This window comes from Brevundimonas sp. M1A4_2e (assembly GCF_053345555.1).
Genome location: NZ_JBKFAI010000003.1, coordinates 443,565 through 467,578, shown reverse-complemented (window position 1 = coordinate 467,578; position 24,014 = coordinate 443,565). Strand labels below are relative to the sequence as shown.

17 protein-coding genes and 1 tRNA gene are annotated in these 24,014 nt (G+C 68.5%); 8 read left to right on the top strand and 10 right to left on the bottom strand.

Annotated elements, in window-relative coordinates; genetic code table 11:
• Window positions 1-7: 7 nt before the first annotated feature.
• Entirely contained in the window at window positions 8-601 is a 594-nt protein-coding gene (locus tag ACLBV5_RS09175) for a TetR/AcrR family transcriptional regulator (protein WP_025976566.1), read from the bottom strand.
• A gap of 164 nt (window positions 602-765) precedes the next feature.
• Here ACLBV5_RS09175 and ACLBV5_RS09170 point away from each other — a divergent pair, with 164 nt between their 5' ends.
• The 5 genes from ACLBV5_RS09170 (at window position 766) to ACLBV5_RS09150 (ending at window position 9,323) form a co-directional block, all read left to right on the top strand.
• Window positions 766-1,953 carry an efflux RND transporter periplasmic adaptor subunit gene (locus ACLBV5_RS09170; RefSeq protein WP_134582073.1) on the top strand — a complete coding sequence of 396 codons (1,188 nt, stop codon included), beginning with the start codon at window positions 766-768 and terminating at the stop codon, window positions 1,951-1,953.
• Window positions 1,954-1,983: 30 nt separating this feature from the next.
• Window positions 1,984-5,253, top strand: a complete 3,270-nt coding sequence (locus tag ACLBV5_RS09165) for an efflux RND transporter permease subunit (protein WP_025976564.1) — start codon at window positions 1,984-1,986, stop codon at window positions 5,251-5,253.
• Between the two features lies 1 nt (window position 5,254).
• The gene (locus tag ACLBV5_RS09160; protein ID WP_447605465.1) at window positions 5,255-6,694 is read left to right on the top strand and encodes an efflux transporter outer membrane subunit; all 1,440 of its coding nucleotides are present in this window, start codon (window positions 5,255-5,257) and stop codon (window positions 6,692-6,694) included.
• A 188-nt stretch (window positions 6,695-6,882) separates the two neighbouring features.
• The gene (proB, locus tag ACLBV5_RS09155) at window positions 6,883-8,052 is read left to right on the top strand and encodes a glutamate 5-kinase (RefSeq protein WP_447605464.1); all 1,170 of its coding nucleotides are present in this window, start codon (window positions 6,883-6,885) and stop codon (window positions 8,050-8,052) included.
• Window positions 8,049-9,323, top strand: a complete 1,275-nt coding sequence (locus ACLBV5_RS09150) for a glutamate-5-semialdehyde dehydrogenase (protein WP_447605463.1) — start codon at window positions 8,049-8,051, stop codon at window positions 9,321-9,323. Before proB ends, ACLBV5_RS09150 begins: the two co-directional genes overlap by 4 nt.
• A gap of 187 nt (window positions 9,324-9,510) precedes the next feature.
• On the opposite strand, the gene ACLBV5_RS09145 is transcribed toward ACLBV5_RS09150, so the two are convergent.
• A complete protein-coding gene (locus ACLBV5_RS09145) occupies window positions 9,511-11,952 on the bottom strand; it encodes a membrane-bound PQQ-dependent dehydrogenase, glucose/quinate/shikimate family (RefSeq protein ID WP_447605462.1) in 2,442 nt (813 codons plus the stop codon).
• Between the two features lie 163 nt (window positions 11,953-12,115).
• A complete protein-coding gene (locus tag ACLBV5_RS09140) occupies window positions 12,116-12,721 on the bottom strand; it encodes a TetR/AcrR family transcriptional regulator (protein WP_051582050.1) in 606 nt (201 codons plus the stop codon).
• Window positions 12,722-13,200: 479 nt separating this feature from the next.
• On the opposite strand from ACLBV5_RS09140, the gene ACLBV5_RS09135 reads away from it, so the two are divergent.
• Entirely contained in the window at window positions 13,201-15,327 is a 2,127-nt protein-coding gene (locus ACLBV5_RS09135) for a M13 family metallopeptidase (protein ID WP_447605461.1), read from the top strand.
• A 353-nt stretch (window positions 15,328-15,680) separates the two neighbouring features.
• On the opposite strand, the gene hisS is transcribed toward ACLBV5_RS09135, so the two are convergent.
• The 5 genes from hisS to ACLBV5_RS09110 form a co-directional block, all read right to left on the bottom strand.
• Window positions 15,681-17,153 (bottom strand): histidine--tRNA ligase, encoded by a 1,473-nt coding sequence (gene hisS, locus ACLBV5_RS09130; protein WP_447605460.1) that lies wholly within the window; start codon window positions 17,151-17,153, stop codon window positions 15,681-15,683.
• A 69-nt stretch (window positions 17,154-17,222) separates the two neighbouring features.
• Window positions 17,223-18,440: a DUF418 domain-containing protein gene (locus ACLBV5_RS09125; RefSeq protein ID WP_447605459.1), complete on the bottom strand. Its 1,218-nt coding sequence runs from the start codon at window positions 18,438-18,440 to the stop codon at window positions 17,223-17,225.
• 62 nt (window positions 18,441-18,502) lie between these two features.
• Window positions 18,503-19,069 carry a hypothetical protein gene (locus ACLBV5_RS09120; protein ID WP_134582063.1) on the bottom strand — a complete coding sequence of 189 codons (567 nt, stop codon included), beginning with the start codon at window positions 19,067-19,069 and terminating at the stop codon, window positions 18,503-18,505.
• Window positions 19,069-19,947 carry a 3-hydroxybutyryl-CoA dehydrogenase gene (locus ACLBV5_RS09115; RefSeq protein ID WP_447605458.1) on the bottom strand — a complete coding sequence of 293 codons (879 nt, stop codon included), beginning with the start codon at window positions 19,945-19,947 and terminating at the stop codon, window positions 19,069-19,071. Before ACLBV5_RS09115 ends, ACLBV5_RS09120 begins: the two co-directional genes overlap by 1 nt.
• Before the next feature lie 149 nt (window positions 19,948-20,096).
• On the bottom strand, window positions 20,097-20,402 hold the full coding sequence (locus tag ACLBV5_RS09110; RefSeq protein WP_025976553.1) for a YggT family protein: 306 nt from the start codon (window positions 20,400-20,402) through the stop codon (window positions 20,097-20,099).
• 122 nt (window positions 20,403-20,524) lie between these two features.
• Here ACLBV5_RS09110 and ACLBV5_RS09105 point away from each other — a divergent pair.
• Window positions 20,525-20,600, top strand: a tRNA-Ala gene (locus ACLBV5_RS09105).
• Between the two features lie 154 nt (window positions 20,601-20,754).
• A complete protein-coding gene (locus ACLBV5_RS09100; RefSeq protein WP_134582039.1) occupies window positions 20,755-21,000 on the top strand; it encodes a hypothetical protein in 246 nt (81 codons plus the stop codon).
• On the opposite strand, the gene ACLBV5_RS09095 is transcribed toward ACLBV5_RS09100, so the two are convergent.
• Complete coding sequence (locus ACLBV5_RS09095) at window positions 20,997-22,016, bottom strand: NAD-dependent epimerase (protein WP_253121014.1); 1,020 nt, start codon at window positions 22,014-22,016, stop codon at window positions 20,997-20,999. The two genes, ACLBV5_RS09100 and ACLBV5_RS09095, sit on opposite strands and share 4 nt — an antisense overlap.
• A gap of 48 nt (window positions 22,017-22,064) precedes the next feature.
• Window positions 22,065-23,951, bottom strand: coding sequence for a M20/M25/M40 family metallo-hydrolase (locus ACLBV5_RS09090; protein ID WP_447605457.1), 1,887 nt, complete (start codon window positions 23,949-23,951; stop codon window positions 22,065-22,067).
• Window positions 23,952-24,014 lie beyond the last annotated feature (63 nt).

Here is a 24,014-nt window from a genome sequence, read left to right as displayed (position 1 = left end):
TTTCACGTCAGCCGTCGACCAGGCCCTGCAGGGCGTCGGCCATGCGCCCGGCCAGGGAGGCCTTCTGCGCCTCGTCCAGGTTGGAGAAACCGTCCGACAGCTCCCGGCTGATGGCCATGCCCATGATCAGCCCGGCCGCCAGACGCGCCCGGACCGGGGCGTCCTCACCGCCGATCCACTGGGTCAGGGGCTCGAAGAAGCGGCTGTTGGTGGTGTGCTGGACCACGTCCATCGCCTTGGACGAACCGATGGAGCGCAGCAGGATCAGCAAGCCTCGCATGCGGCCGCTGCCGTCGTCCGGCGCGCAGGCGGCGGCCTCGCCATAAACGATTTCGCGCGCCAACCTCTGGCCGAAGTCGTCGCGCGGCCCATCCATCAGATCGCGCCCGTTCTTGCAGCTGTCCAAGACGGCCACGAACAGATCTTCCTTGGAGCCGAAGTATCGGCTGATCAGCGCCGCATCGACGCCGACGTCGCGCGCCACGTCGCGCATGCCGACGTCATCATAGCTTTCAGCGCAAAAGCGTTCGCGCGCCGCTTCCAGGATGGCCTGGCGGGTGGCGTTGGCGTTACGCGGCCGGGGAACGTCGCAAAGGACCAATTGGTCGCACTCCAATAAACCTTACGGACTATATGGCCTTGTCATCAGGCGTTGACAAGCGAAGCAATCGGCGTCTTTAAGTCAGCCGGTGTTGACTGGACGCCTCCTCCCCAATGAGCGCACAGTCCTGTGGATAAAAAACGACTCCCAAGGAGAATGCGCCGATGCGCACGGTGAAGATCGCGGCCGCGTCCGTCATGATGGCGGCCGCCCTCTATGGCTGTTCCAAGGGCCAGGAGGCGCCCGCCCAGGGCGCGCCCCCCGTCACGGTGGCCACGCCCCTGTCGCAACAGGTGGTTGACTGGGACGAGTTCACCGGGCGCTTCGAAGCGACCCGCTCCGTCGATGTGCGCGCCCGCGTGGGCGGCTACATCCAGTCCGTCCACTTCAAGGACGGCGACTTCGTGCGCCAAGGCCAACTGCTGTTCACCCTGGATCCGCGCCCGGCCCAGGCCGCCCTGGCTTCGGCCCGCGCCCAGCTGGCTCAGGGCCAGGCCCAGTTAACGCTGGCCCGCACGGAACTGGCCCGCGCCGAAGGCCTGCTGGCCTCTCAGGCCGTGTCCCAGGCCGAGGTCGACGCCAAGCGCGGCGCTGTCCAGACCGCCGAGGCCGCCATGGCCGCCGCCAACGCCGCCATCCGCGCGCGTCAGCTGGACGTCGAGTTCACCCGCGTCACCGCTCCCATCTCGGGCCGCGTGTCCGACCGCCGGGTCGACCCCGGCAACCTGATCGGCGGCGGCTCTTCGGCCGGCGACGTGCTGACCACCATCGTCTCGTCGTCGCCGATCTACTTCGTCTTCGACGGCTCCGAAGCCCTGGCGCTGAAGTATCAGCGCGACGCCCGCAACGGGTCGGCCCCGATCCGCATCCGCCTGCAGGACGAGACCGCCTATGACCGCACCGGAACGCTGGACTTCACCGACAACGCCATCGACGCGTCGTCGGGCACCATCCGCCTGCGCGCCGTGGTCCAGAACGCCGACGGCTTCCTGAAGCCGGGCATGTTCGGCCACGCCCAACTGGCCGGCTCGGGCGGTTACGCCGCCATGCTGGTGCCTGACGCCGCTGTCGTCACCGATGGTCCGCGCAAGGTGGTCTATGTCGTCGCCAAGGACGGCACGGTCGGCGCCAAGCCGGTCCAGCTGGGACCGATCGCCAACGGCCTGCGTGTCGTGCGCACGGGTCTGACGCCCGACGACCGCGTCATCATCAACGGCCTTCAGCGCGCCCGTCCGGGCCAGAAGGTCACCGCCCAGAACGGGACCATCAAGGCCGAGGAAGCCAAGGCCGACGCCCCCGTGACCTCAGCCCCCGTCGCCTCGTCCGCCACCTTCGTCGCCAGCGCCGGCTGAGGAGGAGGCTCACGGGCCGGAACCTGATTCATGAACATCTCCCGCTTCTTCATCGACCGACCGATCTTCGCGATCGTGATTTCGGTCTTCATCACCCTGGTCGGCGCCTTCGCCATGCCGATGCTGCCGTTGGCGCAGTATCCGGACATCGCGCCCCCGACGATCAGCGTCAGCGCCTCCTACGCGGGCGCATCGGCTGAGACCCTGTCCGAAACGGTCGCCGCGCCGCTCGAGCAAGAGATCAACGGCGTCGAGAACATGCTCTACATGACCTCGTCGTCCACCTCGGACGGCCGGGTCAGCGTGACCGTGACCTTCCAGCCGGGCACCGACCTCGACACCGCCCAGGTGCTGGTTCAGAACCGGGTCGCCCTGGCCGAGCCGCGCCTGCCGGCGCAGGTCCGTCAGGTCGGCGTCATCGTCAACAAGGAGTCGACCGGCTTCCTGATGCTGGCCTCGCTGACCTCCGACGATCCGGGCATCGACAGCGACTATCTGGGCAATATGGCCCAGTCGACCATCCGCGACCGCCTGCTGCGCATCGACGGCGTCGGCGGCGTCCAGGTCTTCGGCGGCGGCAACTACGCCATGCGCATCTGGATCGATCCGGCCAAGGCAGCCGCGCGCGACCTGACCGCGCCCGAGATCATCGCCGCCCTGCAGGCCCAGAACGTCCAGGCCGCGGGCGGGTCGATCGGCCAGCCCCCCTTCCCGACCAACGCCGCCGCCTTCGAGCTGCCGGTTCAGGTCGAGGGCCGTCTGGCGGCCCCCGAAGAGTTCGGCAAGGTGGTGCTCAAGACCGACGCCAAAGGCCGCGTGACCCGCGTCAGCGATATCGCCCGCGTCGAACTCGGCTCGGAAATCTACGGCGTCGAAGGCTATTTCAACGGCCAGCGCGGCGTCGGCGTCGCCATCATCCAGCAGCCCGGCTCCAACGCCCTGTCGACGGCCAACAAGGTCATCGCCGAGCTGGACGCCATCAAGGCCGACTTCCCGCCGGGCGTGAAATACGCCATCCCCTACAACCCCACGGAATACGTCGCCGCCTCGGTCTCGGCCGTGGAACACGTGCTGATCGAAGCCGTCTTCCTGGTGATGATCGTCATCCTGGTCTTCCTGCAGACCTGGCGCGCGGCCATCATCCCGATCCTGGCCATCCCGGTCGCCCTGGTCGGCACCTTCGCGGTGCAGCTGGCGCTGGGCTATTCGATCAACTCCCTGTCGCTGTTCGCCCTGGTTCTGGCCGTCGGCATCGTCGTCGACGACGCCATCATCGTGGTCGAGAACGTCGAGCGCTACATCCGCGAGGGCCTGACCCCCAAGGAAGCCGCCTATCGGTCGATGCAGGAAGTGTCGGGCGCCCTGGTCGCCATCTCCCTGGTGCTGACCTCGGTGTTCGTGCCGACCGCCTTCGTGCCCGGCATCCCCGGCATCTTCTTCCGCCAGTTCGCCGTCACCATCGCCTCGGCGACGCTGATCTCCCTGCTGGTGTCGCTGACGCTGTCGCCCGCCCTGTCGGCCCTGCTGCTCAAGCCGCACAAGGACCACGACGAGAGCCGCAAGCCGGGCCTGATCGGCACGATCGCCTATTACCTCGGCTGGGCCGGGGCCAAGTTCAACGAAGGCTTCGACTGGGTGTCGGACCGCTACGGCCGCCTGACGGCCCGGCTGATCCGCATGGTCACGGTCATGCTGGTCATCTACGCTGCCCTGTTGGCCCTGACCGGCTGGCGCATGGCCGACACCCCCACCGGCTTCATCCCGGCGCAGGATCAGGGCATCCTGATCGGCGTCGTGCAGTTGCCGCCGGGCGCCTCGCTGGAACGCACCAAGGCGGCCATGAACAAGGCGGTCGACATCGTCCGCAAATCCGACGGCGTTCAGGAAGTCACCGCCTTCGCCGGTCTGGACGGCTCCAGCTTCTCCATGTCGTCCAACGCCGCGACCATGTTCATCAAGCTGAACGACTACGACCAGCGCACCACCCCCGCCCTGGAGGCCTCGGCCCTGGCCGGCGCGCTCAGCGGCGCGACCGGCGTCATCGAGGAAGCCAGCATCTTCATGCTGTCGCCCCCGCCCGTTCAGGGTCTGGGCACCGGCTCGGGCTTCAAGATGATGATCCAGGACCGCTCGGGTTCGGGCTTCAAGGCTCTGGAGGGCGCGACCTTCGCCATGATGGGCGCCGCCGCCCAGATGCCGGATGAGGTCCAGCAGGTGTTCAGCCTCTACAACACCGGCTCTCCGCGCATCGCCGCCAGCGTCGATCGCGACAAGGCCCTTCTGATGGGGGTTCAGCCGTCGACCGTGTTCAGCACCCTGGGCACCTACCTCGGCTCGACCTACGTCAACGACTTCAACTTCCTGGGCCGCACCTTCCGCGTCACCGCCCAGGCCGAGCCCGCCTATCGCGACGAGCTGGCCGACATCGCCAACCTGAAGGTCCGTTCGGCCTCTGGCGGCATGGTGCCGATCGGTTCGGTGGCCACCCTGGCCGATGATTCCGGCCCCTCGCGCGTGGTCCGCTACAACCTGTTCCCGGCTTCGGAACTGCAGGGTGAAGCGGCGCCGGGCGTGTCTACCGGCGACGCCATCGCCGCGATGGAGGAACTGGCGGCCAAGACCCTGCCCGAGGGCTTCGGCTACGAATGGACCGAACTGGCCCTGCAGGAGAAGGCGGCGGCCGGCGGCTCGACCATCATCTTCCTGATGGCGGTGGTGTTCGTCTTCCTGGTGCTGGCCGCCAACTATGAGGCCTTCACCCTGCCGCTGGCGGTCATCCTGATCGTGCCCATGTGTATCCTGGCGGCCATCCTGGGGGTGAACCTGCATGGTCTGGACAACAACATCCTGACCCAGGTCGGTCTGGTGGTCCTGATCGCCCTGGCCGCCAAGAACGCCATCCTGATCGTGGAGTTCGCCAAACAGGCCGAGGACAACGAAGGCCTCGACCGCTGGCAGGCCGCTGTTCAGGCCGCCCGTCAGCGCCTGCGTCCGATCCTGATGACCTCGTTCGCCTTCATCTTCGGCGTGCTGCCTCTGGCCATCGCCTCGGGCCCCGGCTCGGAGATGCAGAACGCGCTGGGCATCGCGGTCGTCTATGGAATGCTGGGGGTGACCTTCTTCGGTCTGATCTTCACCCCGGTCTTCTACGTCATCTGTCGCTGGATGGCGGGCAAGCTGCCCAAGGCGCCGGGCAAGCAGCGCGAGCTGCCCACCAGCTTCGGCTCCACGCCCCACGACCCCTTTGACCCCGACGGCCCGGAACCGGCTCCCGCCGCTCCGCGCCAGGGAGATGCGTAAAATGAACGGCAAACTCCGCACTCTGCTGACCGCCGCGGGGTCGGCCGCCCTGCTCGCCGCCTGCGCGGTGGGACCCAAGGCGCCGCTCCCGACGATCCCGGCCGAAGGCCAGGGCGCCTTCATCGGCTCGCAATCCGCCTCGGTCTCGACCGAGGCGGCCCGCGACGACTGGTGGCGGCTGTATCAGGACCCGACGCTGGACGGTCTGATCCAGCAGGCCCTGACCGAGAACAACGAGCTGGAGGCGGCCGCGGCCAATCTGCGCGCCGTCCGCGCCTCGCTGTCCGAAGCCCGCTCGGGCCGGTTCCCGACCACGACCACCTCGGCCGCGTACAACCGCAGCCGCGCCTCGACCGACACCGTGCCGACCGCCAACGGCGCCAAGCTGCCGGAAGTCGACACCTATGACGTCGGTCTGGACGTGGCCTATGAGATCGACCTGTTCGGCCGAGTGGAGTCCTCCATCCGCGCCGCGCGGGGGGATGTGGCCGCCGCCGCCGCCGCGCTGGAGGTCGTGCGGGTGACCGTCGCCGCCGAAACGGCCCGGGCCTACGCCGACACCTGCTCGGCCAACGCCCAGATCGCCGTCGCCGAGCGGACCATCGACCTGCAGGCCCAGACCGTCGATCTGACTCAACGTCTGCTGGACGGGGGCGCCGGCAACGGCCTGGACGTGGCCCGCGCCCGCGCCGCCCTGGAGCAGACCCGCGCCAGCCTGCCGCCCCTGCGGGCGGCGCGCGACGGCGCCCTGTTCCGTCTGGCGACGCTGACCGGCCGCACCCCGGCCGAGGCCAGCGAGGCGGCCCGCGCCTGCCAGTCGCCGCCGCAACTGTCGCAGCCGATCCCGGTCGGCGACGGCGCCGCCCTTCTGGCGCGTCGTCCCGACGTGCGTCAGGCGGAAGCCCGCCTGTCGGCCGCCGCCGCCAGCGTCAATGTCGCCACCGCCGGCCTTTATCCCAGCATCCGTCTGGGCGGGTCGCTGGGCTCGACGGCGCTCGACGCCTCGGATCTGGGCGAGGACGCCAACTTCCGCTTCAGCGTCGGCCCGCTGATCTCCTGGTCCTTCCCCAACGTCTGGGCCGCCCGGGCGCGGATCAAACAGGCGGGCGCCCAGTCGGACGCGGCCCTGGCGACCTTCGACCAGACCGTGCTGACGGCGCTGCAGGAGACCGAGACGGCGCTCAGCGCCTACGCCAACGAACTGGACCGCCGCACGGCTCTGCGCACCGCCCGGGATCAGGCGGCCACGGCGGCGCGCCTGTCGCGCCTGCGTTTCGACGCCGGCGCCGACAGCTTCCTGACGGTGCTCGACGCCGAGCGGACCCTGGCCAGCGCCGACGCCGCCCTGGCCGCCTCGGAAGCCCAAGTCACCACCTACCAGATCGGTCTGTTCAAGGCCCTGGCGGGCGGGTGGGATCAGGCGCCCGATCCCGAAGCCTGACCTTCAGCCTCAAGCTGAAACTGAGACGCCCGGCTGGTTCGCCCGCCGGGCGTTTTCTTTGCCGCTTCTTCCGTCACCCGCAACAACCATTAAATATTATTCATTATCGTCGCGATTTTTAACGGCTCGGTCGAATAATCCTCGCCACAATCTTGGCTCCGTCGAGGATCTTGCGGTAGGGAGACCGGGTGACCTCCTCCGCGCCTCTCCTTGAAGCCTCTCAGGGCGCCGCCTCCCCTGCCGCCGCCCTGGCCCAGGCGCGCCGGGTGGTGGTCAAGATCGGCTCATCCCTGCTGTTCGACGCCGATCGACGCGCCGTCGCCGCCGACTGGCTGGCCAGCCTCGCCGCCGATATCGCCGAACTGCGCCGCCAGGGCCGCGACGTCATCGTCGTTTCCTCCGGCGCCGTGGCTCTGGGGCGCGGTCGGCTCAACCTCTCGCCCAGCCGTCTGCAGGACAAGCAGGCCGCCGCCGCGGTGGGTCAGTCCCTGCTGATGCACGCCTGGGAAGACGCGCTGGCGCCCCACGGCCTGATGGCGGGGCAGGTCCTGCTGACCCGCGACGACACCGAACGGCGCCGCCGCTGGCTGAACGGCCGCGCGACGCTCGAGGCCCTGCTGGCCCACGGCGTCGTCCCTGTGGTCAATGAGAACGACACCGTCGCCACCGAAGAAATCCGCTACGGCGACAACGACCGCCTCGCGGCCCGCGCGGCTCAACTCGGGCGGGCCGATCTGCTGGTCCTGCTGTCCGACGTGGACGGCCTCTACACCGCCGATCCGCGCCGCGATCCGGACGCCCGTCACCTTCCGCTGATCGAGCGCCTGACGCCCGACGTTCTGGCCATGGCCTCGGGCGCCAACGTTCAGGCCGGGGTCGGCACAGGCGGCATGGCGACCAAACTGGCGGCGGCCCAGATCGCCGCGTCGGCCGGATGCGCCACCGTCATCGCCTCGGGGCTGACCGACCACCCGTTGAGGGCGGTGCTGGACGGCGCCCGCGCCAGTCTGATCCTGGCGCCCGCCACCCCTCTGGCCGCGTGGAAACAGTGGATCGCCGGCAGCGTGGCGCCCGGCGGCGCCCTGACGCTGGACGCGGGCGCCGTCGCCGCCCTGCGTGCAGGGAAGAGCCTGCTGCCCTCCGGCGTCGTCGCCGTCAGCGGCGACTTCGGCAAGGGCGACAGCGTGCGCCTGACCGGGCCGGACGGCGCGCGACTGGGCGTCGGTCTGGCGTCCTATGCGGCCGATGAGATCGCCCTGATCCGCGGCCGCCACTCCGACGCGATCGAAAGCCTGCTGGGCTACCGCGGCCCCTCGGTCGTCATCCACCGCGACGATCTGATTCTGGAGGACCGATGAGCGACCTCGCCGCCGCCATGCTGGACATGATGATCGACATGGGTCGCCGCGCCCGCGCCGCCGCCGAGTCCTTCCGCGCCACGACGCCGGACGCCCGCACCGAGGCCCTGACCCGCCTCGCCAGGGGCCTGCGCGCGGCTGAAGCCGGCATCCTGACCGCCAACGCCCGCGATGTGGCCCGCGCCCGCGACGCCGGCCTGTCCGAGGCCCTGATCGACCGCCTGGCCCTGACCCCCGCTCGCGTCGAGGGCATGGCGGTCGCCGTCGAGACCATCGCCGCCCAGCCCGATCCCGTCGGCGGTGAAATGGCGCGCTGGACCCCGGCCAACGGTCTGGACATCGCTCGCGTGCGCACCCCCATCGGCGTGCTGGCCGTCATCTATGAGAGCCGCCCGAACGTCACCGCCGACGCCGCCGCCCTGTGCCTGCGCTCGGGCAACGCCGCCATCCTGCGCTGCGGCTCGGACTGCCTGGAGTCGTCGCGCGCCATCGCCGCCGTGGTGCGCAGCGCCGTGGCCGAGGCGGGCCTGCCCGTCGACGCGATCCAGCTGGTGCCCGTGCCCGACCGCGCGGCCGTGGGCGCCATTCTGGCGGGTCTCGACGACGCCATCGACCTGATCATTCCGCGCGGCGGCAAGAGCCTGGTCGCCCGCGTTCAGGCCGAGGCCAAGGCGCCGGTGCTCGGCCACCTTGAAGGCCTGTGCCACACCTATCTGGACGGCGCCGCCGATCTGGACGTCGCCCGCCGCGTGACCCTGAACGCCAAGATGCGCCGCGTCTCGGTGTGCGGCGCGACCGAGACCCTGCTGGTTGACCGCGCGGCGGCCGAGCGCCTGCTGCCCGCGGTGGCCGCCGACCTGACCGCCGAAGGATGCGAACTGCGCGGCGACGCCGAAGCGCGCGCCCTCGTCCCGGGCATGACCGAGGCGACCGAGGCGGACTGGACGACAGAATACCTGGCGCCGATCCTGTCGGTGCGCGTGGTGGGCGGCGTCGACGGCGCGCTCGACCACATCCGCCGATACGGCTCGGGCCACACCGAGGCCATCGTCACCACCGACGAAAAAGCCGCCGGACGCTTCGCCGAGGGCGTCGACAGCGCCATCGTCCTGATCAACGCCTCAACCCAGTTCGCCGACGGCGGCGAGTTCGGTTTCGGCGGCGAGATCGGCATCTCGACGTCAAAGCTGCACGCCCGCGGCCCCGTCGGGGCGGAGCAGCTGACCACCTACAAATATGTGGTGCGCGGCGAAGGGCAGACGCGGCCCTGAAACAAACGCCACGCCTCTCCCTCCCCGTCCCGGGGAGAGTGGCTGAGCCCGTCAGGGCGAGGCCGGGTGGGGGCGGCAAGGCTATTCAGGCGCTGACACATCAAGCGCCGCGCCCTTATCACCATGCCCTCCCCACCCGGTCGCTTCGCGACCACCCTCCCCGGGACGGGGAGGGAGAGGCGAGCGCCTATTTCCGCTCCGGGAGCGCATAAGCGATGACATAGTCCCCGCGCGGCGTCTCCATGAAGTGGTGCCCGCCGGCCATGATCACCAAATACTGCCGCCCGTTCTGCTCATAGATCATCGGATTGGCCTGACCGCCTGCCGGAAGAACGTCCGACCACACCGTCTTGCCCGTCTCGATGTCGATGGCGCGGATCAGGTCGTCCGTCGCGGCGGCGATGAAGATCAGCCCGCCCGCCGTCACCGCCGAGCCGCCGTTGTTCGGCGTGCCGATCTCCAGCGGCAGCATGGAGGGAATGCCGAACGGTCCGTTCTTGCGCGCCGTGCCGAACGGACGATCCCACAGGGTGCGGCCACTCTTGAGGTCGATGGCGCGCATCCCGCCATAGGGGGGCTGTTTGCACAGCAGGCCGGTGAACTTGACCCGCCAGCCCGCATTGACGTCGATGGCGTAGGGCACGCCCATCTGCGGATCGCCCGCCCCCTCGGCCTTGGACTTCGACAGATTGCCGCCGCGGTTGGCCGCCTCCTTCTCGCGCTCGATGTAGCGAGGGTCGTCGCGCGGGAACCAGCCCAGACGGTCGGCCTCGGCGCGGGGCACCAGGCGGTTGTGATTGGGCATGTCGTTGTAGTTGGCGACGATCACGCCGCGCGCCGGATCGACCGCCACCCCGCCCCAGTCCGAGCCGCCGTTGTAGCCCGGGTACTGGATCCAGTAGCGATCCGCCGTCGGCGGGGTGAAGTAGCCGTCATAGGCCGCCTGACGGAACTGGATGCGGCAGACCATCTGGTCGATCGGCGACATGCCCCACATGTCACGCTCGGTCAGGTCGGCCTTTCTCAGCGTGTGGAACAGGGAGAAGGGCTGGGTCGGGCTGCGCTGCGACGGCTCGACGCCGCCCTGCGGCACGCGGCGCTCCTCCACCTTGTGCAGCGGCTGGCCGGTGCGGCGGTCCAGAATATAGAGGTCGCCCTGTTTGGACGGCAGGATCACCGCCGGAACCAGGGTCCCGTTGACCGGCATGTCGACCAGGGTCGCCTGCGAGCCCAGGTCGTAATCCCAGACGTCCTTGCGCACCGTCTGGAAATGCCAGCGCGGCTTGCCCGTGGTCACGTCCAGCGCGACCAGCGAGGTCGAATATTCATTCTCCGCCGGACGGCGCAGGCCGGAATAGTAGTCGGCCGAGGAGTTGCCCATCGGCAGGAAAACCAGGCCGAGCGCCTCATCGGCTGTCGCCGTGGTCCACATATTGGGCGTGCCGGGCGTATAGGTCTCGCCCTCGGGCGGCAGGGTCGTGATGTCCGGACGCATCATGTCCCAGGCGAAGCGCAGCTCGCCCGTCATGGCGTCGAAGCCCTGGATCACGCCCGAGGCGTTCCAGCGCTTCTGGCCGTCCAGCACCTGATGGCCGGTCACCACCACCCCGCGCACGATCACCGGGGCCGAGGTGATCGACACCATGCCCGGATAGGGGTCGCCCATGCCGTGCTTGATGCTGACCTCGCCGTTGGTTCCGAACCCGGCGCAGGGCGCGCCCGTGCGGGCGTCCACGGCCACCAGCCGTCCGTCCAGCGTGCCCTCGATGATGCGCGTGGCGCAGGGTTGGGCTGCATCCACATTCGGCGCGGCGTAATAGGTCACGCCCCGGCAGGCGGCGGTGTAGGGGATCTGATCGTCCGCGACCTTGGGATCATAGGTCCACTTCTGCTTGCCCGTCGCCGCATCGACCGCGAACAGCCGGTTGCGACCCGAGCATAGATACAGGGTGTCGCCGATCTTCAGCGGGGTCGTCTCGGCGCCCCAGCGCTCATCCGGCAGGTCGCCTGTGCGGAAGGTCCAGGCCCGCTGCAGCCCCTTCACATTGTCCTTGGTGATCTGGTTCAGCGGCGAATAGCGCTGGGCGCTGTCCGAGCCGCCCCAGGCGGGCCAGTCGGCGCCGACCTTCAGCACCGCCGGGTCGCCCGCGCCGCCGTTCGCGGCGCCGGGAACGGGGCTCAACACCCGCGCCTTGTTGGCCTGAGCCACCACCACGCCGGAAATCAGGCCGAGGACGACAATGGCCGCCAGCCCGCTCAGCGCCAGCCGACCGCCGCCCCCGTCGCGCTTCAACACCGGCAGGCTGAAGACCACGGCGATCAACAGCACCAACGGCGCCACCACGCGCGGCACCAGGGCCCAGCCGTTTAGCCCGACCTCCCACAGCGCCCAGACAACGGTGCCGATGAAGATGGCGACATAGAGCCAGGCGCCCAGGGGCCTGAGCAGGGCCAGAAGTCCCCCCGACACGATCATCAACAGGCCGACGATCAGATAATAGGCCGATCCGCCCAGCATGATCAGCTGGCCCCCGCCGATGGTCAGCGTCAGTCCGATCAGGGCGATGACAATGCCCAGAAGCCTTACCAGGACGCTGCCGAATCCGCGTCCGCGCTCGATGGATGGCATCTCGCCCCTCCTGTTCCCGCAGCTTGGCCTTGAAAGGACGCAACACGCGAACAGCCGCGACGTTCCGTCGCGCCCCATGAAGGCGGCGCGTCTGGGCGACGCGCATGAAAAAGGGCCGCTCGCCCCATGACGAACGGCCCTTACAGATTTCCGCCCTCTGACCTTACTGGCGCGCCATCTGGCTCGACAGGATCAGATCCAGCTGTTGGCGCACATGGGGGGTCAGTTCCTCGACGCCCCAGCCGTCATAGGCGGCGTAACGGAAGTTGGAGATGAAGGTGTCCCAGATCATGCGCGGCAACAGGGTCTGGTCGATGTCCTGGCGCAGTTCGCCTTCGCCGACCGCCGCCTGCAGCAGATCCTGGATCCACAGCACGAGCGGTCCGACGAAAGCGCGCGAACGTTGATCGGCGTCTTCCGGCTGGAACCAGGAGCGCGCGATCATCGCCTGCATCAGCGGCAGATGTCCCAGCGAGCGATGATAACCGGCCGTCAGGGCGGCGGTCAGCCGATCGGTGACGCGGCCTTCAACGCCCGCAGCCCCGGTCCGCATGTCGTTCAGCAGGCCTTCCATTTCCTCGGAAAAGACCGTCTCGAACAGTTCCGCCTTGTCCTGGAAGTTGGCGAAAACCGCGCCGGTCGACATTCCGGCGCCCTTGGCGATGTCCCGAATCGTCGCGGCGTCATAGCCGCGCTCTGCGAACAGGGCCCGCGCCGCATCCAGCACCTTGAGGCGTGTGCGAACCTTCGCCGCCTGACGGCGATTCATCCGCGGAGGAGCGACATTTTCGACGGTTTCGGCAAGAGAGGGGGAGGGCACGCGCATAAACAGGTGGCTCTGGGCTTAAATGGGCGGCGCGCTCGCCAATCCGGACCGCGTCGTTCGACCCGGCCCGAACCTGAAGACGACGGGCGCCCCTGAAACTAAGGGCGAACTTTCATCACCGAACAATGACCAAAATGGGTCACATCTCGAAAAAACCTCTGCCGGACCCTTGCAGCGCAATCAAGAAGACTACGCAATTATACGAATACCCGCCGCACCATGTTACAATGACCGGCGCCTGCTCGGCGAAACTTTACTCTTACAGACCTCTATTGCAGCTTCGGCGCGTATCCGGCGGCCTCTAAGGCCCCCGCCTCCGCCCAGCCCTCGCCCTCTGGATGAATTTTTTTTAAGACAGGGGCCTGCGCTTCCGGCCTAGGGTTCGTACCTGACGCCGCGAGGCTGAAAACGAGGAAACCTTGATGAAGAAACTGCTTGTAGGCGTCGCCGCTGTCGCCCTTCTGGCGCCGGGCGCCGCCCTGGCGGGCGATGGTCACGACCATGCCTGCATCGACGACGTCTGCACCGTCTTCGAACTGTTCCAGACCCCGGCCGCCGAAGGCGGCGCTTCGGGCTGGCAGGGAACCGAGGCGCCGAAATACGGGACCTGGGGCTTCGACCTCAACGGTCGCGACACCTCGGTGAAGCCGGGCGACAGCTTCTTCCGCTACGCCAACGGCGCCGCCTTCGACAAGCTGACCATCCCGTCGGACCGCACCTCCTACGGCTCCTTCCCCCTGCTGCGCGAACTGTCCGACAACCGGATGAAGGAACTGATTCACGATTTGGCGGGCCGCACGGATCTGGCGGCCGGATCCGACGAGCAGAAGATCGCTGACGCCTACCGCTCCTATATGGACGAGGCGCGCATCGAGGCGCTGGACGCCCAACCGCTGCAGCCCTTCCTGGCCGCCATCCGCGCCGCCGACACCCACGAGAAGATCGCCGCCTATATGGGCCAGACTCAGGGCCGCGTCGGATCGTCCTTCTTCGGCACCGGCATCACCATCGACCAGAAGAACCCAAACCGCTACGTCGTGGCCACCGGCCAGTCGGGCCTGGGGATGCCCAACCGCGACTACTATCTGGATGCTCGCTTCGCCGACAAGAAAGAGAAGTACCAGGCCTATATCGAGCGGATGCTGACCAACATCGGCTGGAACGACCCCGCCGGTTCGGCCGCCGCCATCATCGCCCTGGAAGACCAGGTTGCTCAGGCGCACTGGACGCCGGTGGAAAGCCGCGACCGCGACAAGACCTATAATGAGTACTCGATCCAGAGCCTGGCCGCCGACGCGCCGGGCTTCGACTGGAACGGCTATTTCAACGCCGCCGGCCTGGGCTCGATCGATCGCCTGATCGTGCGCCAGAACACGGCCATGCCCAAGATCGCCGCCGTCTTCGCACAGACGCCGGTCGCCACCCTGCAGGCCTGGCAGGCGTTCCACACCACCGACGATGCGGCGGGCGCCCTGTCCAAGCGCTTCTCCGACGCCCAGTGGGAGTTCCGTTCGCGCGACCTGTCGGGCCAGCCCGAACAGCGCAGCCGTGAAAAGCGCGCCATCAGCTTCGCCGAAGGCGCCCTGGGCGAAGCAGCGGGCCGTCTGTACGTCGCCGAATACTTCCCGGCCGAGTCGAAGGCCAAGATGGAAGAACTCGTCGCCAATCTGCGGACCGCCCTGTCGCACCGCATCGACAACCTGACGTGGATGGGCGCCGAGACCAAGGCGGCGGCTCAGGAGAAGCTGCAGAAATTCACCGTCAAGATCGGCTATCCGAACAAGTGGCGAGACTATTCGGGCCTGGAGATCAAGGCCGACGACCTGTTCGGCAACAGCCAGCGCATGAGCCAGTTCCAGTGGAACTATCGCCTGTCGCGCCTGGAACAGCCGGTCGACAAGGACGAGTGGGGCATGACCCCGCAGACGGTGAACGCCTATTACAACTCGGCCAATAACGAGATCGTCTTCCCGGCCGCCATCCTGCAGCCGCCCTTCTTCGATCCGGACGCGGACCCGGCCGTCAACTACGGCGGCATCGGCGGCGTCATCGGCCACGAGATCGGTCACGGCTTTGACGATCAGGGCTCCAAGTCCGACGGCGACGGCGTGCTGCGCAACTGGTGGACCGAAGAGGACAAGGCCAACTTCAAGGCGCTGACCGCGCGCCTGGGCGCCCAGTATGACGAGTTCGAGCCCCTGCCCGGCTTCCACGTCAACGGCGGGCTGACGATGGGCGAGAACATCGGCGACGCCGCCGGCACGGCGGTGGGCCTGGAGGCCTACCACCTGTCGCTGAAGGGCCAGCCAGCGCCGGTGATCGACGGCGTGACGGGCGACCAGCGCTTCTTCTACGGCTGGGCTCAGGTCTGGCAATCGAAGTACCGCGAGGACGCGCTGAAGAACCAGATCGCCACCGATCCGCACAGCCCGGCCGAGTTCCGCGTCATCGGCCCGGTGCGCAATATCGACGCCTGGTACGAAGCTTTCGGCGTCAAGCCCGGCGACAAATACTACCTGGCCCCGGAAGATCGCGTCCGCATCTGGTAAGGACGCCGCCTGCTGAATGAAGAGGGCCGGAGCCGCAACGCTCCGGCCCTTTTTTCATGGCCGCCGGGCCGAAGCGCGCACGTTCTCAAACACCCTTCGAGAGTTGTTGAGCTTCAAGCATGAAAAAGCCCGCTGCGGGGGATACATCGCAGCGGGCCTTCACGCTCTCTCAGGAGCGGACGTTTCCTCCCCGAAACGCCTTCAAGATGTCGCTGCGGCTCGCCGCTGCGCCTCTTGAGTGAGACCAAATGACGCCATTGGCCGGGGTGCGTCAACCAAGCGAGGGCCGAAAGCCTGCGCTTTTATGACTAAACGTTGATAAGTCACGACGTCGTCATGGATATTATCGAAGGTCATTCGATAATAGAGCGCACCACAGCCACCAGCTGATCGCGCGCCACGGTCTGCTGGCCGGGACGTTCGGCCTTCCAGGCGTCGTTGTCCGCGATGGCGGCGGCGCGGGCGCGTCCGGCGTCCAGATCCTTGATCGTCACCTGACCGGCGGCGATCTCGTCCCCGCCCAGGATGACGGCCGCCGGGGCCCCGCGACGGTCGGCGTATTTCATCTGCGCCTTCATGCCCGCCCTGCCCAGATAGAGCTCGGCGGCGATGCCCGCCGCGCGCAGTTCGGACACGGCGTCGAGATAGTGCTGCATGTCGTCCTCGGAGAAGACGATGGCCACCACCGGCCCGCGCGTCGCGTCCTCGGCGCCGCGTCCGGCCGCCCGCAGGGCCGAGGCCAGACGCGACACGCCGAAGGAGAAGCCCGTCGCCGGCGTCGACTGACCGGTGAACCTCGACACCAGGTCGTCATAGCGCCCGCCGCCGCCGATCGAGCCGAAGCGCACGGCCCTGCCCTTCTCGTCCTTGGTGTCGAGCAGCAGTTCGGCCTCGAACACCGCGCCGGTGTAGTATTCCAGCCCGCGCACGATGGTCGGGTCGAACCGCACGTCGTCTTGCGCCACGCCCATGGCCGTCAGGGCGCGGTCGATGGCGGCCAGTTCCTTCAGCGCCTCTTCGCCAGCGGCGTCCAAGGCGGCGCCGGACACGGCGTCCAGCACGCCCGCGCGGCTGAGCCCCGGCGTCTCGGCCGAGGCCAGGAAGGCTTCGATCGCGCCGATAACCGAGGCGGGCAGGTTCGCCCCCTTGGTATAGTCGCCCGACTCGTCCAGACGCCCCTCGCCCAGCAACAGGCGCACGCCCTCGACGCCCAGGCGGTCGTATTTGTCCACGGCGCGCAGGGCCGTCAGCCGCTGCACCGGATCGGCGATTCCGCCCGCATCGAACAGGCCGTCGAACAGCTTGCGGTTGGAGACGCGGATCACCGCCTGCCCAGCCGCCAGGCCCGCCGCGCGCAGGCCTTCGCAGCCCATGGCGATGATTTCGGCGTCGGCCTCCGGCCGGTCCGAGCCGACGGTGTCGGCGTCGCACTGCCAGAACTCGCGGAAGCGGCCGGGCCCCGGCTTCTCATTGCGCCACACCGGCCCATAGGCGTAGCGGCGGAACGGCTTGGGCAGGGTCTCCCAGTTCTGCGCGGCGAAGCGGGCCAGCGGCGCCGTGTGGTCGTAGCGCAGGGCCATCCACTGATCGTCGTCGTCCTGGAGGGCGAAGACGCCCTCGTTCGGACGGTCGGCGTCGGGCAGGAACTTGCCCAGGGCGTCAGCGTATTCGAACGCCGGGGTCTCCAGCGCCTCGAAGCCCCAGCGCTCATAGACCTCGGACACGCGCGCGACGATGCGGCGCTCGGCGGTCAGGTCGCGGCCGCGACGGTCGGCGAACCCACGCGGGGCGCGAGCTTCGGGGCGGTTAGAGGCTTCGTCGGTCATGAGGCGGCGATTAAGCCATCAGATACGCCGCCGCAACTAACAGTCCGCCCCGAGCCGCCCCATCCGCCCTCAGGCCGAGAGGCGCAGCGGCAGATCGCGCCCATAACTCAAACGCCGCCACAGCCATTCGAACGGCCCCATGGTGAACTTCGACAGCCACAAGGGCGACCAGATCAGCTGCAGCGCCCAGACGCCGACGACGATGGCCCACTGCATCGGATAGTCGACCTGGCCGAAGAGGCGCGGCCCCCAGGGCATGTAGAAAATCGTCGCCATGATCAGCGTCTGGGTCAGATAGTTGGTGAAGGCCATCCGCCCCACCGGGGCCAGAGCCTTGCGCAGCCAGCCCACCCCGCGCGTCGTCGCCAGGATCAGCGCCGAAGCATAGCCCAGGGTGATGATCAGCGGATACGAACCGACCGCCATCGCCCAGCCGCCGGTCGCCTCGACCTCAGCCCCCGCCTGAATCTCCATCCACTCCAGCCCGGCCAGCAGAGCCAGGACGACAGCCCCGCCGGCCATCAGCGAAACATAGACGCGCATGGACATCCGGCCGTGGAAGAAGCCCGCCTTGAACAGGCCCAGCCCCAGCATCATCAGCGGCACAGTCGAAAACACATACATGAGCAGGTTCATCCCCTGGGCGATGGCCCAGGTCTTCAGGTTCTCCAGCGCGGCGCCGGCCCAGCCGCTTTGATAGGCCGCGATGGAGGCGGCGACCGTCCCGTCCGAAGCCTCGCTGCTCATCGCCTCGGGGAAGTTCGCCATAAGCAACATCAGACCGGCCTGAAGGGTCCCCAGGACCACCGTGACCCCCGCCCCGATCCAGATCAGCCGTCCGGCGGGCATCGACCGCATGGTCATCACGAACAGGCCGGACCAGGCGTACAGAAGCAGGATGTCGCCGTACCAGAAGGCCGCGCCGTGGATCAGGCCGAACAGGGCCAGAAACAGCAGGCGGCGACGCAGAACGCGCTCCTTCGCCTCATCGCCCCGCTCGCCGCCGACCAGGAAGATCGAGACGCCGAACAGCATGGAGAACAGGGTGACGAACTTCTGCTGGAAGAAGACGGCGATGATCCATTGCGCCACGCCCGAAGCGTTCGCCTCGGCCGGAAAGGGCGACGGGCCGCTGCTCATCTCGATCGCCAACATCGGCAGGGCGAAGGCCGCCGCGTTGACCGCCAGAATCCCCAGAACCGCCGCCCCGCGCAGCACGTCCAGCGTAACGATTCGGTGGACCGCCGCCACCGGCGTCGGCGGCGCCGCCGCGACCTGATCCCTCATGCTCGCCCCTGTCCTTTGCGTGAAGACTGGAGGCTTAGGCGGGACCAACGCGACAGTTCACGTTAAATCCCCGTAACGTCCCGCTCTTGCAGCACGCCCATGCGGTTCTTGACCACGGGCGCCGGGACAAAGCCCAGCCAGGCGACGCACAGGCCGCCCCACAGCGCATAGCTGACGCCCACCATGACGGCCAAAGGCAGTCCCGCCACACCATAGATCAACAGCGCCGTCTCGATCGCACCCAGGCCTTGAACCAAGCTCTGCGACGCGGCGCCCGCCAGGGTCGCCATGATCACAGCCATGGTCGCCTGCATCGCCGCCGCCAGCAGGCCGCCGAACACGGTGAAGCGGCCGATCACCCCCAGCCGCGTCGAGGGGCGGCCCGTCCTGGCGTGGCTGTTCAGCAGCAGCCACAGCCCGACCGGCGCCGCGATCAGTCCCACCGCCAGCAACACCAGCCGCCAGTCCGTGTCCACGCCCGACCACCAGTTCTCGGGCGGCCAGATGAACAGGGTCAGGATCACCGGGGGCCAGGCCGCGGCCGCCAAGGCGGCCGGGATCAGGGCGCCCGCGCCGCGCCGCGGCGCCACGCGCTTCAGACCCGGCAGGGAGGGAAAAGCGCCGGCCATCAGCGGGTCGGGACCGGCGTCTCGCCGGAATAGTCGTAGAAGCCGCGCCCGCTCTTCTTGCCCAGCCAGCCGGCCTCGACATATTTCACCAGCAGCGGACAGGGGCGGTATTTGCTGTCGGCCAGGCCTTCATACAGCACGTTCATGATCGCCAGGGCCACGTCTAGCCCCATGAAGTCCGCCAGCTCCAACGGCCCCATCGGGTGGTTGGCGCCCAGTTTCAGCGCCTTGTCGATCGAGGCGACATCGCCCACGCCCTCGTACAGCACATAGACCGCCTCGTTCATCATCGGCACCAGGATGCGGTTGACGATGAAGGCCGGGAAGTCCTCGGACTCGGTCGTGATCTTGCCCAGGCTCTCGGCGAAGCCTACCGCCGTCTCGAAGGTCGAGGCCGAGGTGGCGATGCCGCGCACCAGTTCGACCAGTTTCATCGTCGGCGCCGGCTTCATGAAGTGCAGGCCGATGAAACGCTCGGGCCGATCCGTCACCGAGGCCAGGCGGGTGATGGAGATCGAGGAGGTGTTGGACGCCAGCAGCGTATCCGGCCCCAGCAGGGGCGTCAGCTCGGTGAAGACGCCCTTCTTGACCGCCTCTTCCTCGGACGCGGCCTCGATGACCAGATCCGCCCTGGCCGCCTCGGCCAGGGTCGCCACGGCGGTGATGCGCTGAAGCGCCGCCTGGGCCTCCGTCTCGGTCGACAGGCCGCGCGAGGCGCGACGCGCCAGGCTTGCCGCGATCTCGCCCAGCGCCAGGGTCACCCGATCCGACGCAATGTCGTACAGCTTCACCTCATAGCCGCCGGCGGCCACCACCTGAGCGATGCCCGAACCCATTTGCCCGGCGCCGATGACGGCGACTGTCCTGATGGTAGTCATGAATTACGCACTGTATACGGTCCGCCAGTAACCTGTCGTCGGCACCTTAGGAGCCCGCTCGCGCCGCGCAAGGGCGGAAATGAGCGCCGGATGCTGAATCCCCCCGGCCGTCACTCCGGTTCAACGGCGCCCTAGCCCCAACCTCGACCTTAGCCCAGCGACATGATCAGCATGGGCGCGACCGTCCGGTTGAACAGCACGCTCAGGAACTGCAGCGCCAGCAGGGCGATGATAGGCGTGATATCGATGCCGCCCAGCGGCGGCACCACCCGCTGGATCGGCCCCAGGATCGGGCGGGTCACCGTGTCCAGCACATAGGCGATCTGACCCACGAAACGGTTGCGCGGATTGACCACGTCGAAGGCGAACAGCCAGCTCAGGATCGCCGAGGCGATGATGCACCAGATCATCAAGGTGACGACGGCGTTCACCAGCCAGACAAGGGCGAAACCCATGAGAAACTCCTGCTACGTTCCCGCCGCTTCTAGCGGCCCGGCCGCCGATCGCCAAGGATTCGTGCGCGGCCCGTTGACACGCCCCCTTTGTCCCTTCTATTTCCCGCCCCTGCCTGTCGGTCGGGGCCGTAGCTCAGTTGGTAGAGCGCGTCGTTCGCAATGACGAGGTCAGGGGTTCGACTCCCCTCGGCTCCACCAGGGCTCCGTCCTGCCAAGTGGCGGGAAGCCCAGGCAGATACAGCCAACAGCCTAAGCGGTGTGCCGGCCCGCCTTAGCAGCAGTGGTTCGCTAAGCAGGCGGCGGCGGCAACCTAGGAGAAAACGAAGCGTTCCCTGTGCCCACAGGATACGCCATGACCTTCACCCAGCTCGACCCGCCGCTGCCGATCCATGTTCAGGACAAGGGGGCCGGCTATGCCTTCGCCGTCATCGATTATGGCCAGGAGCACAATCTGATTTGGGTCACCGCCATCAATGACAGCGGCGAGATATGGTGCGCGCCCAACCCCAAGGTGCGGATGATGGCCAACTGGACCATGGGACGCCGTAAGCCCGAAACCGCCGCCTTGGACAAATGCGCACCGGGCGGCCAGGGTTAGTTTTCGCGATAGAAGTTGCAGTACCAGTCGACAAAGCGTGCGACGCCTTCTTCCACCGGCGTTGACGGCGCGTAGTCGAGGGCGGCCAGGGTGTCGGTCACGTCCGCCTCGGTGTCGGCCACGTCGCCGTCCTGCATGGGCATCAGGTTCAGCTTGGCCTTGCGGCCCAGCTTGGTCTCCAGGACCTCGATATAGCGCATCAGCGGCACCGGGCGGCCCGCGCCCAGGTTCAGGATGCGCCAGGGAGCGACGCCGCTGGTGGCCGGATTGGGCGCAGTCGCGTCCCATGTCGGGTCGATGGCGGCGGGACAGTCGAGCGCGGCGATCACGCCGGTGACGATGTCGTCGACATAGGTGAAGTCGCGGCTCATCCGCCCCTCGCCGTACACGTCGATCGGCTCGTCTTTCAGGATCGCTCGGGTGAATTTGAACAGGGCCATGTCCGGCCGGCCCCACGGTCCGTAAACGGTGAAGAAGCGCAAGCCCGTCGCCGGAAAGCCGAACAGGTGGGCGTAGGAATGGGCCATCGCTTCATTCGCCAGCTTGGTCGCCGCATAGACGGTCAGCGGATGATCCGCGGGCTGGCGCACTGAGAAGGGCAGAGCGCGATTGGCGCCGAACACCGAACTGGTCGAAGCAAAGACCAGATGGGCCGCCCCGACCGCGCGGCAGCCCTCAAGGATGCTGAGGAAGCCCACGACGTTGGAATCGACGTAGGTCTCGGGCGCTTCCAGGCTGTAGCGGACGCCCGCCTGGGCGGCGAGATGCACCACCCGGCGCGGCTGGTGCTCGGCGAACAGGGCGGCGACGCCGTCGCGATCGGCCAGGTCCAGCGTATGGTGGCGATAGGCGGGATGGGCCTGAAGCTGGGCCAGGCGCGCCTGCTTCAGCGCCGGATCATAATAGGCGTTGAGGTTGTCCAGGCCGATCACGGTCTCGCCCCGCTCCAGCAGGCGCCGGGCGGTGTGGAAGCCGATGAAGCCGGCGGAGCCGGTGACGAGGACGGGATCGCTCATGATCGGCTGCGATAAACGGTCGCGCGGTCGGACGCCAGCGTCCGCACGCTAGGGCAGCGCCTCGGCCACAGCGGGCGCCGGCGCCAGAAGTCGCGCCGAAACATTCAGTCCGACACCTGCGATCAGGCAGGCCGCCGCCGCCAACAGCACCAGGCGCGCCGCCTTCGCGCCCGGCGCCAGGGGCCGGGCGAACAGCAGGACCAGCAGGGCGACCACGGCCAAGGCCCCCGGCAGGTCCATCCCGACGCCCAGGAAGACGAAGTGGCCGATCGCCAGCAGCCAGGCGCCGCCCAGCACGGTCGCCACGGAGACGGGTAGAAGGCCGAGCGGCCGCGTCAGGTCAGGGTCGATCAAGGCCGCCAGAGCCGCCGCCGTCGCGGCCAGCAACACCGGCCAGACGAATAGCAGGGCCGCTTCAGGCGCTGCGCCCTGCAAGGCGCAACCAAAGGCGAAGATCAGGGCGATGAGGCCCAACCAACCGCCCCAGGCCGAACACTCGGCGCGCCCTGACCACAGCGACAGGATGATAGCGGCCACGCCCAGCCCCAGCATCACCGGACTGAACCCGCCGACCAGCAGGACGACGGCGGTCAGGACGGCGAACGCCGCGCCGATCACGCGCGGCCGCGCCCGCCGCGCGCCGGTCAGCAGGACCAAGGCCAGGGCGAGCGCCGCCAGCGCCGCCCCCGCCTCCATCCACGGCAGGCGGCGCAGCAGGGTGTAATAGACGTCGGGCGAGGCGGGGCGGCTCGACATCGGTCCGGCCAGCAGGCGCGTCGCCTGCAGCAGGATGACGCCGCCGGTCAGGAACCACAGCCCGTCCAGCGCGCCCAGACCGACCTGCTTCGCCGTCAGCCCTGCCCCTCGCCGCGCCCGCCAGGCGGCGAAACCGCCCAAGGCCGCCGCCAAAGCCAGCAAGACCCAGCCCGTCGCCTGCTTATGCGCGATCACCCAGCGGCCGAAGATGTCGGCATAGACCAGGTTCTCGCCCCGGCCCGGCAAGCTGGGCGCACGCAGCAAGGCGTCGGCCGCCTCCAGCGCCTGAGAGCCCAGGTGCTGCACCGCGCCCTGATCCAGATTGGCGGGCGTGGCGTTTGCGGCGTGATACTGATCCGGGCGGCCGATGAAGGCCAGGTTCAGGCCGCCGATCCCCCGGTCCTTGGGCACGGTGAAGTCGGTGCCGTTGGGCATCCGCTCATACATGAAGGCGGCGATGGAGGTGGCGGTGGTCCCGCCGTCGGCCTTGGCCGCCGCGCGGCGGAACAGCTGGACCGTCGGCCCGGCCTCGCGCCCGGTCTCGAACATGGCGGCGCGGCCGCCGCCGCCGCGCGCCTCAAGGTTGACCACCGCCCCGATGCGGTCGCGCAAGGGATGGCCGCCGAAGAAGACCCGCGCTCCGTCCAGACCCAGTTCCTCCGCATCGGTCAACAGGACGACCAGGTCGCGCTCGGCCGGGCCGCGCGCCTGGAGCGCCCGCACCGCCTCCAGAATGGCGGCCACCCCGGCGGAATCGTCGGCCGCGCCGGGCGAGCCGACCACGGTGTCGTAATGAGCCATCAGCATGACGGCGGGCTGACTGCGGTCTTTTCCGGGCAGGACGCCGACCAGATTGATCGCCTGATTGTTCGCCGCGCCTGGGTCGCCGCCCGCACGCGCCAGCCGCTTGACCGAGGCGGGCGACAACGGCCCCGCCTGCTCGCTGACCTCCAGTCCCAGCTGCGTCAGCCGTGCGCTCAGATAGGCGCGGACCCGCGCGTGCTCGGGCGACCCGACCGGGTGCGGGGCGCGGGCGATCTGCTCGACGTCGATCATCGCCCGCGCGGCCGAGAAGGCGACGGCGGGCGCGTCCGCCGGTCGGGGCGTCGGCGCCTGGGTGGTCCACACCGCCAGCAAGAAGGCGAGCGTCAGCGATCCGAACAGCAGGGCCAGCCGCATGAGAGATCCTCCCCGATCCGAGCGGCAGTAGGACCAAGCGAACGTCGGATGGCAAGAGGGCGG

Bases quoted from the DNA above. Each gene is read 5' to 3' on its own strand.
- ACLBV5_RS09170 (WP_134582073.1), top strand. From the start codon at position 766: ATGCGCACGGTGAAGATCGCGGCCGCGTCCGTCATGATGGCGGCCGCC.
- ACLBV5_RS09165 (WP_025976564.1), top strand. From the start codon at position 1,984: ATGAACATCTCCCGCTTCTTCATCGACCGACCGATCTTCGCGATCGTG.
- ACLBV5_RS09160 (WP_447605465.1), top strand. From the start codon at position 5,255: ATGAACGGCAAACTCCGCACTCTGCTGACCGCCGCGGGGTCGGCCGCC.
- ACLBV5_RS09150 (WP_447605463.1), top strand. From the start codon at position 8,049: ATGAGCGACCTCGCCGCCGCCATGCTGGACATGATGATCGACATGGGT.
- ACLBV5_RS09145 (WP_447605462.1), bottom strand. From the start codon at position 11,952: ATGCCATCCATCGAGCGCGGACGCGGATTCGGCAGCGTCCTGGTAAGG.
- ACLBV5_RS09140 (WP_051582050.1), bottom strand. From the start codon at position 12,721: ATGAATCGCCGTCAGGCGGCGAAGGTTCGCACACGCCTCAAGGTGCTG.
- ACLBV5_RS09135 (WP_447605461.1), top strand. From the start codon at position 13,201: ATGAAGAAACTGCTTGTAGGCGTCGCCGCTGTCGCCCTTCTGGCGCCG.
- hisS (WP_447605460.1), bottom strand. From the start codon at position 17,153: ATGACCGACGAAGCCTCTAACCGCCCCGAAGCTCGCGCCCCGCGTGGG.
- ACLBV5_RS09125 (WP_447605459.1), bottom strand. From the start codon at position 18,440: ATGAGGGATCAGGTCGCGGCGGCGCCGCCGACGCCGGTGGCGGCGGTC.
- ACLBV5_RS09120 (WP_134582063.1), bottom strand. From the start codon at position 19,069: ATGGCCGGCGCTTTTCCCTCCCTGCCGGGTCTGAAGCGCGTGGCGCCG.
- ACLBV5_RS09115 (WP_447605458.1), bottom strand. From the start codon at position 19,947: ATGACTACCATCAGGACAGTCGCCGTCATCGGCGCCGGGCAAATGGGT.
- ACLBV5_RS09110 (WP_025976553.1), bottom strand. From the start codon at position 20,402: ATGGGTTTCGCCCTTGTCTGGCTGGTGAACGCCGTCGTCACCTTGATG.
- ACLBV5_RS09100 (WP_134582039.1), top strand. From the start codon at position 20,755: ATGACCTTCACCCAGCTCGACCCGCCGCTGCCGATCCATGTTCAGGAC.
- ACLBV5_RS09095 (WP_253121014.1), bottom strand. From the start codon at position 22,016: ATGAGCGATCCCGTCCTCGTCACCGGCTCCGCCGGCTTCATCGGCTTC.
- ACLBV5_RS09090 (WP_447605457.1), bottom strand. From the start codon at position 23,951: ATGCGGCTGGCCCTGCTGTTCGGATCGCTGACGCTCGCCTTCTTGCTG.